General features: G+C 66.3%; 14 protein-coding genes. 8 read left to right on the forward strand and 6 right to left on the reverse strand.

The genetic code is table 11. The features are described from left to right. Nucleotides 1-154 precede the first annotated feature (154 nt). From NTH_RS15330 to NTH_RS15355, 6 genes are all read left to right on the forward strand, one after another. Nucleotides 155-2,122, forward strand: coding sequence for a bifunctional 5-dehydro-2-deoxygluconokinase/5-dehydro-2-deoxyphosphogluconate aldolase (locus NTH_RS15330; RefSeq protein WP_338530826.1), 1,968 nt, complete (start codon nt 155-157; stop codon nt 2,120-2,122). Between the two features lie 69 nt (nt 2,123-2,191). Continuing rightward, nucleotides 2,192-4,018 carry a 3D-(3,5/4)-trihydroxycyclohexane-1,2-dione acylhydrolase (decyclizing) gene (gene iolD / locus NTH_RS15335; protein ID WP_338530827.1) on the forward strand — a complete coding sequence of 609 codons (1,827 nt, stop codon included), beginning with the start codon at nt 2,192-2,194 and terminating at the stop codon, nt 4,016-4,018. After that, a complete protein-coding gene (gene iolE, locus NTH_RS15340; protein WP_338530828.1) occupies nt 4,019-4,927 on the forward strand; it encodes a myo-inosose-2 dehydratase in 909 nt (302 codons plus the stop codon). It abuts the gene before it with no gap. Continuing rightward, on the forward strand, nt 4,924-5,124 hold the full coding sequence (locus NTH_RS15345; RefSeq protein WP_338530829.1) for a DUF3329 domain-containing protein: 201 nt from the start codon (nt 4,924-4,926) through the stop codon (nt 5,122-5,124). Before iolE ends, NTH_RS15345 begins: the two co-directional genes overlap by 4 nt. 10 nt (nt 5,125-5,134) lie before the next feature. Next, nucleotides 5,135-5,944 carry a 5-deoxy-glucuronate isomerase gene (gene iolB / locus NTH_RS15350; RefSeq protein ID WP_338530830.1) on the forward strand — a complete coding sequence of 270 codons (810 nt, stop codon included), beginning with the start codon at nt 5,135-5,137 and terminating at the stop codon, nt 5,942-5,944. 175 nt (nt 5,945-6,119) lie between these two features. Next, nucleotides 6,120-6,752, forward strand: coding sequence for a LysE family translocator (locus NTH_RS15355; RefSeq protein ID WP_338530831.1), 633 nt, complete (start codon nt 6,120-6,122; stop codon nt 6,750-6,752). A 40-nt stretch (nt 6,753-6,792) separates the two neighbouring features. Here NTH_RS15355 and NTH_RS15360 read toward each other — a convergent pair whose 3' ends face one another. From NTH_RS15360 to NTH_RS15380, 5 genes are read right to left on the reverse strand one after another with little or no spacing between them, the layout of a single operon-like run. After that, nucleotides 6,793-7,704: an SMP-30/gluconolactonase/LRE family protein gene (locus NTH_RS15360; protein ID WP_338530832.1), complete on the reverse strand. Its 912-nt coding sequence runs from the start codon at nt 7,702-7,704 to the stop codon at nt 6,793-6,795. Continuing rightward, nucleotides 7,701-8,648, reverse strand: a complete 948-nt coding sequence (locus NTH_RS15365) for an ABC transporter permease (protein ID WP_422392442.1) — start codon at nt 8,646-8,648, stop codon at nt 7,701-7,703. Before NTH_RS15365 ends, NTH_RS15360 begins: the two co-directional genes overlap by 4 nt. A gap of 20 nt (nt 8,649-8,668) precedes the next feature. Continuing rightward, the gene (locus tag NTH_RS15370) at nt 8,669-9,598 is read right to left on the reverse strand and encodes an ABC transporter permease (protein WP_338530834.1); all 930 of its coding nucleotides are present in this window, start codon (nt 9,596-9,598) and stop codon (nt 8,669-8,671) included. After that, nucleotides 9,595-11,073: a sugar ABC transporter ATP-binding protein gene (locus tag NTH_RS15375; RefSeq protein WP_338530835.1), complete on the reverse strand. Its 1,479-nt coding sequence runs from the start codon at nt 11,071-11,073 to the stop codon at nt 9,595-9,597. The genes NTH_RS15370 and NTH_RS15375 overlap by 4 nt, the downstream gene beginning before the upstream one ends. 14 nt (nt 11,074-11,087) lie before the next feature. Further along, entirely contained in the window at nt 11,088-12,107 is a 1,020-nt protein-coding gene (locus NTH_RS15380; RefSeq protein WP_338530836.1) for an ABC transporter substrate-binding protein, read from the reverse strand. Between the two features lie 240 nt (nt 12,108-12,347). Between NTH_RS15380 and NTH_RS15385 the strand changes: the two genes are divergently transcribed. Next, entirely contained in the window at nt 12,348-13,592 is a 1,245-nt protein-coding gene (locus NTH_RS15385; protein WP_338530837.1) for a GAF domain-containing sensor histidine kinase, read from the forward strand. Nucleotides 13,593-13,596: 4 nt separating this feature from the next. After that, nucleotides 13,597-14,325 (forward strand): response regulator transcription factor, encoded by a 729-nt coding sequence (locus NTH_RS15390; RefSeq protein WP_338530838.1) that lies wholly within the window; start codon nt 13,597-13,599, stop codon nt 14,323-14,325. Nucleotides 14,326-14,347: 22 nt separating this feature from the next. On the opposite strand, the gene NTH_RS15395 is transcribed toward NTH_RS15390, so the two are convergent. Then, on the reverse strand, nt 14,348-15,451 hold the full coding sequence (locus NTH_RS15395; RefSeq protein ID WP_338530839.1) for a M24 family metallopeptidase: 1,104 nt from the start codon (nt 15,449-15,451) through the stop codon (nt 14,348-14,350). Between the last annotated feature and the right edge of the window lie 40 nt (nt 15,452-15,491).

Raw genomic sequence — 15,491 nt, forward strand, 5'->3', positions numbered from 1 at the left:
GGAACATATCTTCCATTATTGGCGCCGGCTGAGTGTGTCTTCGCCGGTCGGATGGTCCCGGGGCTGGAGGAGAGCCGCCTGACGTCCTTTCGCAACAGCCTTTGGCGCGGAACAGACGTGCCGGGCGTCCGCGTCGACAACGGAGGAGAACAGGATGAAGCCGCTCGACCTCATCACCATAGGCCGTTCCTCGGTTGACCTTTATGGCGCGCAGGTCGGCGGGCGGCTGGAGGACATGGGCTCCTTCAACAAATATATCGGCGGCTCGCCCACCAACATCGCCGCCGGCACCGCGCGGCTGGGCCTGAAATCGGCGCTGATCAGCCGTGTCGGCGACGAGCATATGGGCCGTTTCATTCGCGAGGAGCTGGCGCGTGAGGGCGTGGATGTGCGGGGCCTCGTCACCGATCCCGAGAGGCTGACGGCGCTGGTGCTGCTCGGCATCCGCGACCAGGAGCAGTTCCCGCTGATCTTCTATCGCGAGAACTGCGCCGACATGGCGCTGGACGAGAGCGATATCGATCCCGACTTCATCGCCGAGGCGCGCTGTGTCTGCGCCACCGGCACCCATCTTTCCCATCCGCGCACCGAGGCGGCCGTCCTCAAGGCCCTGAGGCTGGCGCGCGAGACGGGCGGCAAGACCGCGCTCGACATCGACTACCGTCCCAATCTCTGGGGGCTTGCCGGCCATGGCGCCGGCGAAAGCCGCTTTATCGCCTCCGAGCGCGTGACGGCGAAGCTGCAGGGCACGCTCGGCCTTTTCGATCTCATCGTCGGCACCGAGGAGGAGTTCCACATCGCCGGCGGCTCCACGGACACCATCGAGGCGCTGCGCGCGGTGCGCCGGCTGACGCCGGCGGTGCTGGTGTGCAAGCGGGGACCGATGGGGGCCGCGGCCTTTGCCGGGGCCATTCCCGATACGCTTGACGAAGGCGAGGCGGGCGAGGGGTTTCCCATCGAGGTGTTCAACGTGTTGGGCGCCGGAGACGGGTTCATGTCGGGCCTGCTCAAGGGCTGGCTCACCGGCGAGGACTGGCCGACGGCGCTCAAATACGCCAATGCCTGCGGCGCCTTTGCCGTATCGCGCCACGGCTGCGCGCCGGCATATCCCTCATGGGAGGAGTTGCAGTATTTCTTCCGCGCCATCACGCGCGACAAGGGCGTCCGCAACCGCGCCCTGCGCAAGGATGCCGCACTCGAGCAGGTGCATTGGGCCACCAACCGCAAGGGCGACTGGTCGCAGATGCGGGTGTTCGCCTTCGACCACCGCATGCAGCTCGAGGAGATCGCCGGGGAGGCGGGAGCCGATCCGGCGCGCATCGGCGCGTTCAAGGCGCTGTGCCTTGAAGCCGTGCGCCGCGTGGCAGGCGGCAAGCCGGGCTATGGCATCCTGTGCGACGGGCGGCATGGCCGCGACGCGCTCTACAAGGCCGCCGGCACCGGCTTGTGGATCGGCCGGCCCGTCGAATGGCCGGGCTCGCGCCCGCTGACCCTGGAGCCGGAGATCGGACCGGACTATGGCGGTCTGGTCGAATGGCCGCTGGAGCATGTGGTCAAGGTGCTGTGCTTCTACCACCCCGGCGACGATGCAGCGACCAAGGCGCAGCAGGAGGACGTGGTCAAGCGGCTCTTCACGGCGGCGCGGCGCAATCGCCTGGAAATGCTGCTGGAGATCATACCCTCGAAAGTCGCCGCCTGCGACGACGAGACGGCCGCCGCCGTCATCGACCGGTTCTACGAGATCGGCGTCTATCCCGATTGGTGGAAGCTCGAACCGATGAAATCGCGCGAGGCCTGGCGCAAGGCCTGCGAGGCCATCCATCGCAACGACCCCCACACCCGTGGTATCGTCGTCCTCGGCCTCGATGCGCCGGCGGAGGAACTGGAGGACAGTTTCGCGGTGGCCGCCGGCTTCGACCTGGTCAAGGGCTTCGCGGTCGGCCGCACCATTTTCGCCGATGCCGCCAGGAAATGGTTTTCGGGGAACATCGGCGATCAGGAAGCGGTTTCCGACATGGCCGAAAGATACGCCGCGCTTTGCGCCGTCTGGGACAGGGCGCGTGCGCGCGCCACAGCATCGGCCCGAAAATCGGAATCGATTTTCGGAAAGCACGATGCTTAGATTTATTGCTTTACAGCGTCCTTTGTGCGTCCAAAAGGACGCACGGCGCTTAAAAAAAGGGGAGGCAGCATGAAGACCGTCCGACTGACCGCCGCTCAGGCCGCTACCCGCTACATCGCCGCGCAGATGAACGAGGAAGGCGAACCCTTCATCGCCGGCATGTGGGCGATCTTCGGGCACGGCAATGTCGCCGGTCTTGGCGAGGCGCTGTATGCGGCGCGCGACATATTGCCGACCTGGCGGGGCCATAACGAGCAGGGCATGGCGCATGCCGCGATTGCCTATGCCAAGCAGCTTGGCCGCCGCCGTGCGATGGCGGTCACCTCGTCGATCGGTCCCGGCGCCACCAACATGGTGACGGCGGCGGCGCTCGCCCACGTCAACCGGCTGCCGGTCCTGTTCATGCCGGGCGATGTCTTCGCCAATCGGGGGCCCGATCCCGTGCTGCAGCAGGTAGAGGATTTCGGCGACGGCACGGTGAGCGTCACTGATTGCTTCCGCCCGGTCTCGCGCTATTTCGACCGGATCAGCCGGCCGGAGCATCTGTTGACGGCGCTGCCGCGCGCATTTCGCGTCATGACGGACCCGGCCGAATGCGGGCCGGTGACGCTGGCCTTCTGCCAGGACGTGCAGGCCGAGGCCTATGACTGGCCGGAAAGCTTTTTCGAGGAAAGGATATGGCGGCGGCGCAGGCCTCATCCCGACGAGGTGGAGCTTGCGGCGGCGGTCGAGGCGATCCGCGCCTCCAGCCGTCCCGTCATCGTCGCCGGCGGCGGCGTGCATTATGCGGGCGCCTGCGAGACGCTGAAGGCCTTTGCCGAAAAGCACGCGATCCCCATCGTCGAGACCCAGGCCGGAAAATCGGCGCTGCCCTGGGACCATCCGCTCAATCTCGGCCCGGTGGGCGTGACGGGTGCGGCAAGCGCCAACGCGGTCTGCGCCGAAGCCGATCTCGTCTTCGGCGTCGGCACGCGCTTCCAGGACTTCACCACCGGCTCCTGGGCGCTGTTCAAGAACCCGTCGCGCAAGCTCCTGGCCCTCAATGTCCAGCCCTATGACGGCTACAAGCACGATGCCCAGCCGCTGGTTGCCGACGCGCGCGTGGGGCTCGATCTCCTGTCGAAGGGGCTGGGCGGCTGGACGGCACAAGCGCCGGACCCGGCGTTCAAGGCGAACTGGTTTGCCGCCGCCGACGCGGTGACGCAGGCCCCTTCGGGTGACGGCAACGCCCTGCCCAGCGACATGCAGGTGATCGGCGCGGTGCAGCGCGCCGCCCGCGAGGACACCGTGGTGATGTGCGCCGCGGGAACCATGCCGGGCGAACTGCACAAGCTGTGGAAGGCCGGGCGGCCCGGCAGCTACCACATGGAATACGGCTACTCCTGCATGGGCTACGAGATCGCCGGCGGGATGGGCATCAAGATGGCCGAGCCGGCGCGCGACGTGATCGTCATGGTCGGCGACGGCTCCTACATGATGATGAACTCGGAGCTGGCCACCGCCGTGATGATGGGGATCAAGATAACCGTCGTCATCACCGACAATCGCGGCTATGGCTGCATCAACCGGCTGCAGATGAGCACCGGCGGCGCCGAGTTCAACAATCTGCTCGATCACGCGCAGCATGCGAACCCGTCGCGGATCGACTTCGTGGGCCATGCCGCCTCGATGGGGGCGACGGCGCGCAAGGCGGGCTCCGTCGCCGAATTGGAAGGAGCGCTGGCCGAGGCGCGCGAGGCCGACGGTCCGTTCGTCGTGGTCATCGACACCGATCCCTATCCTTCCACCGAGGCGGGCGGCCATTGGTGGGACGTCGCGGTGCCTGAAACCTCTGACCGCGAGGAAGTAAGGGCGGCGCGCAAAAGATATGAAGCCATGTTGAAAGAAAGAAACTGAATGATCCGCTACGGCACCAACCCCATTGCCTGGTCCAATGACGACGATCAGAGCATCGGCGCGCACATCCCGCTCGAGCAGTGCCTGCGCGAGGCGGCGGAAATAGGCTTCGACGGCATCGAGAAGGGCCACAAGATGCCGGCCGACGGCGCCGAGTTGAAAGCCGCTCTGGCGGCCCATGGACTGGTTTTCGTGTCCGGCTGGCACTCGCTCAACCTGCTGGTCAACGACATCGAGACCGAGAAGAAGGCGATCCAGCCGCATCTCGACATGCTCAAGGCCAATGGGTGCAAGGTCTGCATCGTGTGCGAGACCTCGAACGCCGTTCACGGCAACGACGCGGTCGCGCTGCGCGACCGGCCCGTGCTGCCCGAGGCCTCATGGCCGCAATTCTGCGCCGGCGTCGAGGCGCTTGCGCGATACTGCGCCGAACAGGGCATCGACCTCGTGTACCATCACCACATGGGCACCATCGTCGAGAACCGCGAGGAGATCGGCAAGCTGATGGCGGGCACGGGGCCGGCGACAAAGCTTCTCCTCGATACGGGCCATGCCTGGTTCGGCGGCTCCGATCCCGTGGAGCTGGCGGAGGCCTATGCCGGGCGCATCGGCCATTTCCACGCCAAGAATGTACGCCCCGCCATCCGCGCGCAGGTGGAGACGGAGGGGCTTTCCTTCCTCGAAGGCGTCAGGCGCGGCGTGTTCACCGTGCCGGGCGATGCGGAAGGCGGCATCGAATTCACGCCGGTGCTGAAGGTGCTGGCGCGCGGCGGTTATGAAGGCTGGCTGGTGATCGAGGCCGAACAGGACCCGCTCAAGGCCGACCCCGTGGCTTATCAGTCCATGGGCCTGAAGGCGTTGAGGCAGGCAGCAACGGATGCAGGGCTGGATCGGGCCGACGCGGCATGAGCTTTCTCGACGCAAGCCATCCCTTTTTCCGCCCGCTGTGGCGGCGCGTCCTCGTGGTCGCCATCTGCATCGGCTGGGGACTGTTCGAGTTCGTCTCCGGCGCGCCCTTCTGGGGCATTTTGTTCACCGGCGCCGGCGCCTATGCTGCCTGGGTGCTTCTGATCGCCAAGACGCCGGACGACGTGAAAAAAGAGTAAGGAGACCGCCATGCCCGACCTTCTGGTCAAGCCCGCAGGAACGAGCGGCAAGGTCCATAATATCACGCCGCGGTCGGCCGGCTGGAGCTATGTCGGCTTCGGGCTCTACCGCCTCGCGCCCGGCGAGACCGCCATGGAGGAGACCGGCGACAGCGAGGTGATCCTCGTGCTGGTGGAGGGCAAGGCGGAAATCTCCGGGGCGGGCAAGGATTTCGGCGAGTTGGGCGAGCGCATGGACGTGTTCGAGCGCCTGCCGCCGCACGCCGTCTATATCCCCAACGGCGCCGGCTGGACCGCCACCGCCACCACGGCATGCACGCTGGCCGTCTGCAGCGCCCCCGGCAAGGGCGGCCACGACGCCCAGGTGATTGGCCCCGCCGGCATAAGCCTGGAGGAGCGCGGCAAGGGCGCCAATACGCGCTTCATCCACAACATCGCGATGGAAAACCGCGACGTCGCCGACAGCCTGCTCGTCACCGAGGTCTATACGCCGGCCGGCAACTGGTCCTCCTACCCGCCCCACCGGCACGACGAGGACAATTATCCCGAGATGACCTATCTCGAGGAGACCTATTACCATCGCCTGAACCCCGAACAGGGCTTCGGCTTTCAGCGCGTCTTCACCGAGGACGGCAGCCTGGACGAGACCATGGCGGTCGCCAGCCACGACGTCGCCCTGGTCCCGCGCGGCCACCACCCCTGCGGCGCGCCCTATGGCTACGAGATGTACTATCTCAACGTGATGGCCGGCCCCTTGCGCAAATGGCGTTTCAAGAACCACCCGGACCACGACTGGATTTTCCAGCGCGACAAGGGGTAGGGGGCTGGATGGGGCTGGCGGCGCGTCGATGCCGCCAGCGGCCGCTTGTTCGCCCTTGCGGCTTCATCTGTTTGGACCTACCGTCGCCGCAACGAGCGCCGGTTTATCTGCCGTCGTCGGCCTGCCGATCCCGTCGGGCAGACGTCGATAGCGCGCAAAGAGGCTGAGGTGCCTTATGCCGGGTCTGGAATATTGGTTGGCGTTTCTGGCTGCAGCGGTCGTTCTGTCCGTCACGCCAGGACCCGGAATGCTGTATATAGCCGCCCAAACGATCGGGCGGGGCGGAAAAGCGGGCTGGTTTTCAGCAATCGGAACCCACCTGGCCAGCTATGTCCATATTTTTGCAGCGGCATTTGGCTTGAGCCTGGTTCTGGAAGCCGTTCCTGTCGCCTACCTTGTCGTTAAAATAGTCGGTGCCGCTTACCTGTTCTGGCTGGGCATCAAGTTTCTGATGCCCGACAAAATCGACACGCGCCAACGCCTGGCAGAGCATCCGCATTCACACGTTCGAGCGCTCAAGGAGAGCCTGATCGTGGAGCTGACAAACCCAAAATCGGCTCTTTTTTTCATCGCATTCCTGCCCCAGTTCTCGGACCAGAACGCGGCGCTTCCAATCTGGGTTCAGATCGTCGTCTTCGGTGTTGTCGCGAACTTCATTTTCACCGTCGCGGAAGTAGGCTGCGTCGTCTTTGCAGATAGGGTTGCGCTCTTCTTCAGGACATCTCAATCCGCAGGTCGTTGGGTCAGGAGATTTGCCGGATCGATCTTGATGGCTTTGGGCTTCAAGCTGCTGGTGTCAGAGCGCTGAGTGACATGCACGAACAAGAGTGCTCCTGAGCCCCTGCCTTTCAAACCGCCGACCGCACATTGAGCGCGACCGAATAGATGGAGGTCGTCGCGGTGATGAAGAGGCGGTTGCCGCGGGGACCGCCGAAGCAGAGATTGGCGACCACTTCGGGAACCAGGATCTTGCCCAGGAGCGTGCCTTCCGGGGAAAAGCAGTGGATGCCGTCGGCGGCCGAGCTCCACAGATTGCCCTGCGAATCCACGCGCATGCCGTCCGGCAGCCCCTTATCGATGGTGGCGAATGTCCAGTCCTTCTCGATCCTCCCGTCCTCCGAAAGCGCGAAGGCGCGGATGATGGAGGGCACGCCGTCATCGTGGCTTGAGCCGGACTCGGCCACATAGAGCGTCCGCTCGTCGGGCGACAACGCCAGCCCGTTGGGTTGGACGAAATCGGTGATCATCGCCTCCACCTCGCCGCAGCCGGGGTCGATGCGGAAGACGTTGTGATGCGCCTGTTCGGGCTCCGCCTCGTAGCCCTCATAATCGCTCAGGATGCCGTAGGTCGGATCGGTGAACCAGATCGCCCCGTTGGACTGTACGATGACGTCGTTGGGCGAATTGAGCGGCCGCCCCTGGTAGCTGTCGGCAAGGACGGTGCGCGTTCCGTCGGGCTCGGTGCATGTCACCGAGCGCGTGCCGTGCTCGCAGGTGACGAGCCTGCCCTGCCGGTCGCGCGTATTGCCGTTGCTGTAGCCCGACGGCGCGCGGAACACGCCGACCTGTCCGTCCATCGTCAGCCGCATCATGCGGTCGCTCGGGATATCGGAGAAGAGCAGGAGCTGGTGGTCGGCGAACCAGACCGGCCCCTCCGTCCATTCGAAGCCGGTGGCAAGCTGGCGCAGATGGGCGTTGGGCTGGATCAGCGGCCGGAAGCGCGGGTCGACGATCTGGTAGATTGGTGTCGCGCAGCTCATGCCGAGCTCTCCTTTCCGGCCGCCGCGGCCACGATGGCGATGATGATTGTGCCGGTCATGATCAGCCGCACGCCCGCGCCCAGGCCGTAGGAATTGAGCATCGACACGATGAGGAACATGAGCAGCGCCCCGCCCCAAATGCCTGGAACGTTGGAATAGCCGCCGGCGATGGATGAGCCGCCGATGACGACGACGGCGATGGAGATCAGCAGATATTCGGTGCCCATGTTGAGCGCGGCACCGCCCGAGAAGCTTGCCAGCAGATAGCCGGTGAGCGAGGCGAGCACGGCCGAGCCGATGAATGTCGCCGCGAACATGAGCTGCACGGGCACCCCGCTCAGCCGCGCCGCCCGCGCGTTCTGCCCGACGGCGGAAAGCCATCTCCCGTAGATGGAGCGTTCGAGGATGATCCAGGCGAGGACCGCGATGAGCAGCCCGACGATCGCGACATTGGGGACGCCCAGCGTCGCCCCGGTGGTGAAGTCGGCCAATATCGCCGGCGGCTTGATGCGCAAGCCCCGGTTCGACCAGATGGCCAGCGACTGGTAGAGGAAGGAGGCCGACAGCGTGGCGATGATCGGCGGAATGCGCAGGAAGCGGATCAAAAGGTAATTGGCCGTGCCGGCGCCCAGCCCCACTGCCAGCGCGACGCCGAGACCCGGCAGGACGAGCGCGGCCTCGCCCCCCATGAATTTGAGCGACAGCGTGCCGGCCAGCGTCATCGTCGCCGGTATGGACAGGTCCACATTGCCCGGCCCCAGCGTGATGACGAACATCTGCCCGATCCCGACAATGGCCGAGAAGGCGGCGAAGGTCAGCGCCGCCGAAAGCAGCTCGCCGCCGCCGCGGCCCTCCGTCAGAAGCAGCGTTGCCCCGAAGGCGGCGGCGCTGGCCACGAACGCCCAGAACCAGGGCCTGCGGTGGGTCTGCGAAAGCGTGGAAATCACCGTGTCCGTCATCGTTGCTATCCTTCCACGCGCGCGCTGCGGCGCGAAAACACCAGGCGGACGGCCAGAACGAGGATCAGGATCGCGCCCTGCGCGCCGATCTGCCAGTCGGGCGAAAGCCGCATGAACGACAGGAAGCTGCCGGCCAGCGCCAGCGTCAGCGCTCCGATCACCGCACCCACCGGCGAGATCCTGCCGCCGGTGAACTCGCCGCCCCCGAGGATCACGCCGGCGATGGAAAGCAGGGTGTAGCGCAGCGCGATATTGGCGTCGGCCGAGGTGGTGAGGCCGACTAGGCTCATCCCCGACAGGACGCCGAAGAACCCGGCCAGCGCATAGGCGCCCGCCTTGAGCCGCGTCACCGACCAGCCGGCCCGAAGCACGGCCCGCGTGTTGCCGCCGACGCCGCGCAGCAGCGTTCCGGTCGAGGACCGCATGATCAGGAGATGGGTGAGGGCGGCAATACCCACGCTGGCGACGATGGCCATCGGCACCAGCGGTGGCTTGACCGTCATCAGCGTGCGGATCCAGGCCGGCGCCGCGCCGCCGGGGGAGGGAAGGATGAGAACGGCCAGCCCGCCCCAGACGAAGGACATGCCGAGCGTGACCACGATGGCCGGGAGCTGGCGCGCGTGGATCAGCGCGCCCAGCGCCGCATAGGTGAGGATGGAAGCGGCCAGTATCGCGGCGCCGATCAATGGCGCCTCGTTGAGGAAGGTGGCCGTCACGCATGCGACGAAGCTCACGAACGTGCCCACCGAAAGGTCGATGTCGTTGACCATGATGATCATCATCTGGGCGATCGTCGCCAGCGCGATGGGCACCGCCAGATTGAACAGAAGGTTGAGCCCGAAATAGCTCATGGCCCGTGGCTGGAGATAGAAGACGGCGGCCATCAGCACCGCCAGCGAAAGCACCGGCAGCAATATGCGGTAGTTGCCGTTCATGCGGCGCTCTCCTGCATTTCGAAGGACGCCGCGAGGATGTTCTCCTCGTTGATCTCGTCGCCGGTCAGTTCGGCGGAAATCCTGCCGTTGCGGAACACGAAAACCCGGTCGCACTGGCAGATTTCCTCGGTCTCGGTCGAATACCACAGGAATGTCCGGCCGGAAGCGGCCTCAACCCGGATCATGTCGTAGGCCTCGCGCTTGGTCCCCACGTCGACGCCGCGCATCGGGTCGTCCATCACCACGATGGGCGCGCTGGAGGCGAGCGAGCGAGCGAACAGCACCTTCTGCTGGTTGCCGCCCGACAGCGACAGGATCGGATTGAGGATATCGTCGGTGCGGATGCCGATCCGCTTCTTCCACTCGGCGCCGAGCGCCTTCTCGGCGGCGCGGTCGACGATGCCGCGTCGCGACAGCGCGGGCAGATGCGTCAGCGTCAGATTGCGCAGGATCGACCAGAGCGGCATCACGCCGTCGCGGGTGCGGTCGCCGGCCACGAATACGACCTGCGGATCGGATGAATGGCGCGGGCCGCTCGAACGCGCCATGAAGAAGCGGGCGAGGGCTTCGGCCTGTCCGTGGCCGGCCAGTCCCGCAAGCCCGACGATCTCGCCGCGCCGCGCGCTCAGTCCCTCATCGGTGCGCAGCACCTCAGCGCCGATGCGCGTGGCCGCGTCCTGCCGGATCGCGCTCGCCGCCTCGGCGCTGGCCACATGGCCCATCGCGTCGATCAGCCCCTGCTGCGTGAACGCCGCCACGGGCCGGGACTGGGTGATCTTGCCGTCCTTCATGACATCGATGCGGGTGGCCACCTCGAAAACCTCGCCCAGCATGTGCGAGATGAAGATGACGGCGCCTCCCCGGGCGCAGAAGCCGCGCACATAGTCGAGCAACTGGCGGGCGATCGACGCGTCGAGCGACGATGTGGGCTCGTCGAGGATGACCAGCCGCGCCGGGTGGGTGGCCTCGGCGAAGCCGGTGGCGATCTCCACCATCTGGCGCTCGGCCAGCGTCAACCCGCCGACGGTCATGCCGGGCCTGATCCTGTGGCCGGGGAAAACCTCGTCGAGCGCCCTGGCGATGCGCTTTCGCGCCGTGCGCCGCCAGCCGGGCCCGGAAAGGTCGTGCTGGGGAATGCGCAGGTTCTCCTCGACCGTGAGGTTCGGGCAAAGCGAAAGTTCCTGGAACACGCTGCGGATGCCCGCCGCACGGGCGGCAACCGTCCCCGTTGCCCGCGTCCCGTCGGGCAGCGTGTATTCCACGGCTCCGCCGGTCGGCGTGAGTCCGCCGTTGATGACATTCACGGCGGTGGATTTGCCGGCTCCGTTGTGCCCGATCAGCCCGAGGCACTCGCCCGGGCTAATGGTCAGGCTCACTCCGTCGAGCGCGCGCACGGCACCGAAATGCATGCGCGCGTCGATGAGGGAAACCAGCGGGTTCTCGGGAGCAGGACCACCGGTCAAGGGCGGCTGCATCGCGCGGTGCTCCCCTACTGCTTGGCCTCTGCGATCACGGCCTTGGCGTCTTCGAGGCTGTATTCGACATTGGCGACCGAACCTTCGGGCGTGGAGGCAAGAGCATCGTCCAGCGTGTCCTGCGTGACCTTGAGGAACGGCACCGTCAGGTCCTTCGGCACTTCCGCGCCGTCGAGCACCTGCTGGGCCACCCAGAAGGCAAGCGTCGCAACGCCCGGCGCGATCGACAGGGAAAGCGTCTCATAGCCGTTGGCGTCGCGGGCTTCCGCCCACCACTGCATCTCGTCCTGGCGGTTGCCCATGACGATGATCGGCATGTCGCGGCCGGCCGCCTCGATCGCCTGGGCAGCGCCATAGCCGTCGCCGCCCTGGGTGACGACGCCGACGATCTCCGGCAGGCTCGGCAGGACGCCGGCAACGGCCTTCTGCGCGACATCCTGCGCCCAGTCGCCATGGACCGAGCCGACGATCTCGAACTGATCGAACTCCTCGACGCCGGCCTGGATGCCCGCATGGATTTCATCGTCGACGAAAACGCCGGCCAGGCCGCGGATTTCGAGCAGGTTGCCGCCGTCGGGCAGGCGCGAGGCCAGGTATTCGACCTGCTGGCGCCCCATCTCCTTGAAGTCGACCGCGATGCGCCAGGCACAGGGCTCCGTCACGATGCCGTCGAAGGAGACGACGACGATGCCGGCGGAGCAGGCTTCGGCGATGGCGCCGTTGAGCGCGGTCGGCGAGGCGGCGTTGACGACGATCGCGTCATAGCCCTGCAGGATCATGTTCTGGATCTGCGCGGCCTGCTCGGTGGCCTGGTTCTCCGAGGTGGTGAAGGCATCGGCCGCGGCGACGACACCCTCTTCCACCGCCTGGCTGGCCACTTTCTCCCAGCTTTCCAGCATGGCCTGCCGCCAGGAATTTCCGGCATAATTGTTGGAAAGCGCGATGCGCTTGTCCGAAGTATCGGCATGGGCCAAGGCGGGCACGCATACCGCCATGAGCGCGACGGCGCCCAGCAGCTTGTTCTTCGAATACATATATTCCTCCCTGGCGCGAGCGCGCCCGTGGTTCCGATATTGGTTCCTGTCGGGCGCATCCTTCTCCCGGCGCCCGCCCAGACACTATGTATACGTTGCGGGACCGTAAAGCCGGACTCATGCAGCCCGGTTGCGGGTTCCCGCAATTGACATGCACCTCGCCCCATGCCGGCGCCCTTGCCGCCGCCGGGCAAGTGCCGCACAGTGGCTGGCGATAGGCGGGAGGAGCTTGTCCGTACGATGCGACAGGAAAACAGGGCGGTTCAACCGGCGGAAGAAAACCCGCTGCTTTCGTTGCTGCGCATCTCCAGCCATCTCGCCGGCCAGGTCGAGATTCGCGCCGCCCTGCGCTCGGTCAAGGCCGAGATCGAGAACCTCCTGCCGCTCGACCATCTGGACGTCTGCCTGATCGATGACGACGCCGTGTGGAACACCAGCTACGAGGTCGGCATCCGCACCCGCTGGAGCCTTTCGCGCACGCTGGTCTCCCTCTCGCCGGTGCGCAGCATCCTGTATGGCGAGACCGACCACATGCTGACCGGCAATGCGATGGAGGACCCGCGCTACACCTATCCGGGCGCGATTTCGCAGCCCATTTTCCGGCACCAGCTGCGCAGCCGGGTGAACGTGGCCATGAAGGTGCTGGGGCGCACCATCGGCGCGCTGAACTGTTCCTCCCGCCGTCCCGACCAGTATGACGAGGCGACCGTCGAACGGGTGCGCCATGTCGCCGACGTGCTGGCCCCGTATTTCTACTCCTTGCGGGCGACCGAAAAGGCCAAGCAGGCGGCCATCGTCCATGCGGAGGCGCAAGCCCGCGAGGAAGGGCTGCGCCAGGGCGCGCTGGAACTGACCCGCACACTGGAGCAGGAGCGCCAGCGGATCGGCATGGACCTGCACGACCAGACGCTCGCCGACCTGACCCGCATCATGCGCGACATGGAGCGCGCCGATGACGCGGCCGACCGCGCGCGCATCGTCAACCGTCTGCAGGATTGCATCCAGGATCTGCGGCGCATCATCGATACCGCCGTGCCGACGCTGCTCGACCTGTTCGGCTTCGTTCACGCGCTGCGCATCCATCTGGAGCGGGCGGTGGGCGACGGGGCCGACGTCTCGATCTCGGTCGTCGACGACACCAATGGCCGCATCGACGAGCTCGACGCCACCACGCGCATCGCCCTGTTCCGCATCGCCCAGGAGGCCATCAACAATGCCGCCCGCCACTCCGGCGGCGACCGCATCTGCGTTACCGTGAGCCCGCACGAGGGCGGGCTGAAGCTCGCCATCGCCGATACGGGGCAGGGCATTCCCGAACCCACCTACAATTCCTCGTCGCAGAAGGTCACCGGCGGCGTGGCGCATATGCGCACCCGCGCCCGGCTGATCGCGGCGGATTTCCGGGTGACGACGGGTGGCGGCACACGCATAGAGGTGATCCTACCGAAGACCAAGACGCCGCCGCGCGCGGCGCCACAGGACTGATCCCATGAAAATTCTCCTGGTAGAAGACGACCAGTTTCATCTCAGCTATCTGCGCGAGGCGGTGCGGCAGGCCGTTCCCGAGGCGGATGAGATCCTGCATGCGGTCAACGGGATCGAGGGCGAGGAAAAGGCCCGCCGGCACGACGTGCCGGCGGTGGTCATGGACCTTCAGATGAAGGAGCGCAACGGCATCGACGCCGCCCGCACCATCTGGGCCGAACGGCCGAAGACGCGCATCCTGTTCTGGTCCAATTATTCGGACGAAGCCTATTTGCGCGGCATCGCGCGCATCGTGCCCGCCGAATCGTCCTACGGCTATGTGCTGAAGACGGCCACGCAGGAACGGCTCCATCTGGCGCTCCGCGCGGTGCTGGTCGAGGCGCAGATCGTGGTGGACCGCGAGATACATTCGGTGCAGCAGCGCCAGACCCGCACCCACGATACGCTGACCGACAGCGAGTATGCGGTGCTGATCGACATGTCGCTCGGCCTTTCGGACAAATGGATCGCCAAGCGGCAGGGCATGTCGCTGCGCACGGTGCAGAACCGGCTCCTGTCGCTCTACGACAAGCTGGGCGTCGACAGCCTGGAAGGGGCTCCCGACGACCTGCCCATCAACAAGCGGACCCGCGCCTTCACGCGGGCGCTCAATCTGCGGGCCATCAATGCGGAGAGCCTGGAAAGCGCCGAGCGCGACCTGCGCAAATGGCTCCAGCGGCAGCAGCGGCCCTAGGACCGCGGTTGCAACCGGAATGCTAGGCGGCCCGCACAACGACGGAGCGCGGCATGGACGACAGGATTTCGGGGCCGTCCGCCCGCAGGATGACGATCTCCTCCAGCCTGACGCCGAATTTCCCCGGCAGGTAGATGCCAGGTTCGATGGAAAAGACCATGCCTTCGCCCAGCACCGCATCCGAGGTGGCGGTGATGTAGGGCGGCTCGTGGATGTCGATGCCGAGCCCGTGGCCGGTGCGGTGGATGAAGTTGTCGCCATATCCGGCCTTCGCGATGGTATCGCGCGCGGCCTTGTCGACGTCGCCGGCGCGAACGCCGGGTTTGGCCGCGGCCAGCGCGGCGGCCACCGCCGCATCCACGATGGCATGGATTTCGGCGAAAGCATCCGACGGCTGGCCGAAGAAGCCCGTCCGCGTCATGTCCGAGGGGTATCCCGAGAGCCTTCCGCCGGTGTCGATCAGAACCGCGTCGCCGGGCTTCAACCGTGTCTCGCCCGTATGGTGATGGGGAAAGGCGCCGTTGCCGGCGAAGCAGACGCTGGTGAACTCGGGAACGGCTCCGCTCGCCTTGTAGACGTCGCGGATGATCGCGGCGATCTCCCTCTCGGTGACGCCTTCCCTGAGTGCGTCGAACCCGGCCTGCATCGCCTTGTCGTTGAGCAGGGCGCTGGCCTTGAGCAGGCGGTACTCATCCTCGTCCTTGCGCGCCCGCAGATGTCCCACGGTCTCCTCGGTGAAGCGGCGGCGGCCGACGGGCAGCCGGTCGAGCAGCATCAGCGCGAAGTCGGCGCGCATGGTCTCGTCGAGCGAAAGGGCGATCCCGCCTTGCGGCAGGTCGAGCGCCTGGATCAATGCGCCCAGCGCCTCGGCGGGGCCCTCGTCGTCCGACCAGCAATGCAGCGGCAGGCCGGTATGCCGGCGGGCGCTGTCGGCGTTGAGCGCCGGCATCAGGAAGCCGGCATAGTGCGCGCCGACCAGAAGCATGACGGGCCGTTCGTCCCCGTGCGGATCGAGCCCGGCCAGCCACATCATGTGGCTCGACGGACCCACGGCGACCAGATCGGTGCCGGTGTCGCGCATGCGCTCGCGCAGCGCGTTCAAGCGCGTTTCAAAGGTGCTCGGCATGAAATGCTCCTGATCGGGATGGGAATTGAGCCCCGCCGGC

Origin of the sequence: Nitratireductor thuwali, from assembly GCF_036621415.1 — a bacterium.
GTDB classification, from domain to species: domain Bacteria; phylum Pseudomonadota; class Alphaproteobacteria; order Rhizobiales; family Rhizobiaceae; genus Chelativorans; species Chelativorans thuwali.

Coding starts and splice junctions, on each gene's coding strand:
- iolB (WP_338530830.1), top strand. CDS start 5,135: ATGCCCGACCTTCTGGTCAAGCCCGCAGGAACGAGCGGCAAGGTCCAT.
- NTH_RS15355 (WP_338530831.1), top strand. CDS start 6,120: ATGCCGGGTCTGGAATATTGGTTGGCGTTTCTGGCTGCAGCGGTCGTT.
- NTH_RS15385 (WP_338530837.1), top strand. CDS start 12,348: ATGCGACAGGAAAACAGGGCGGTTCAACCGGCGGAAGAAAACCCGCTG.
- iolD (WP_338530827.1), top strand. CDS start 2,192: ATGAAGACCGTCCGACTGACCGCCGCTCAGGCCGCTACCCGCTACATC.
- NTH_RS15380 (WP_338530836.1), bottom strand. CDS start 12,107: ATGTATTCGAAGAACAAGCTGCTGGGCGCCGTCGCGCTCATGGCGGTA.
- iolE (WP_338530828.1), top strand. CDS start 4,019: ATGATCCGCTACGGCACCAACCCCATTGCCTGGTCCAATGACGACGAT.
- NTH_RS15375 (WP_338530835.1), bottom strand. CDS start 11,073: ATGCAGCCGCCCTTGACCGGTGGTCCTGCTCCCGAGAACCCGCTGGTT.
- NTH_RS15395 (WP_338530839.1), bottom strand. CDS start 15,451: ATGCCGAGCACCTTTGAAACGCGCTTGAACGCGCTGCGCGAGCGCATG.
- NTH_RS15360 (WP_338530832.1), bottom strand. CDS start 7,704: ATGAGCTGCGCGACACCAATCTACCAGATCGTCGACCCGCGCTTCCGG.
- NTH_RS15330 (WP_338530826.1), top strand. CDS start 155: ATGAAGCCGCTCGACCTCATCACCATAGGCCGTTCCTCGGTTGACCTT.
- NTH_RS15370 (WP_338530834.1), bottom strand. CDS start 9,598: ATGAACGGCAACTACCGCATATTGCTGCCGGTGCTTTCGCTGGCGGTG.
- NTH_RS15345 (WP_338530829.1), top strand. CDS start 4,924: ATGAGCTTTCTCGACGCAAGCCATCCCTTTTTCCGCCCGCTGTGGCGG.
- NTH_RS15390 (WP_338530838.1), top strand. CDS start 13,597: ATGAAAATTCTCCTGGTAGAAGACGACCAGTTTCATCTCAGCTATCTG.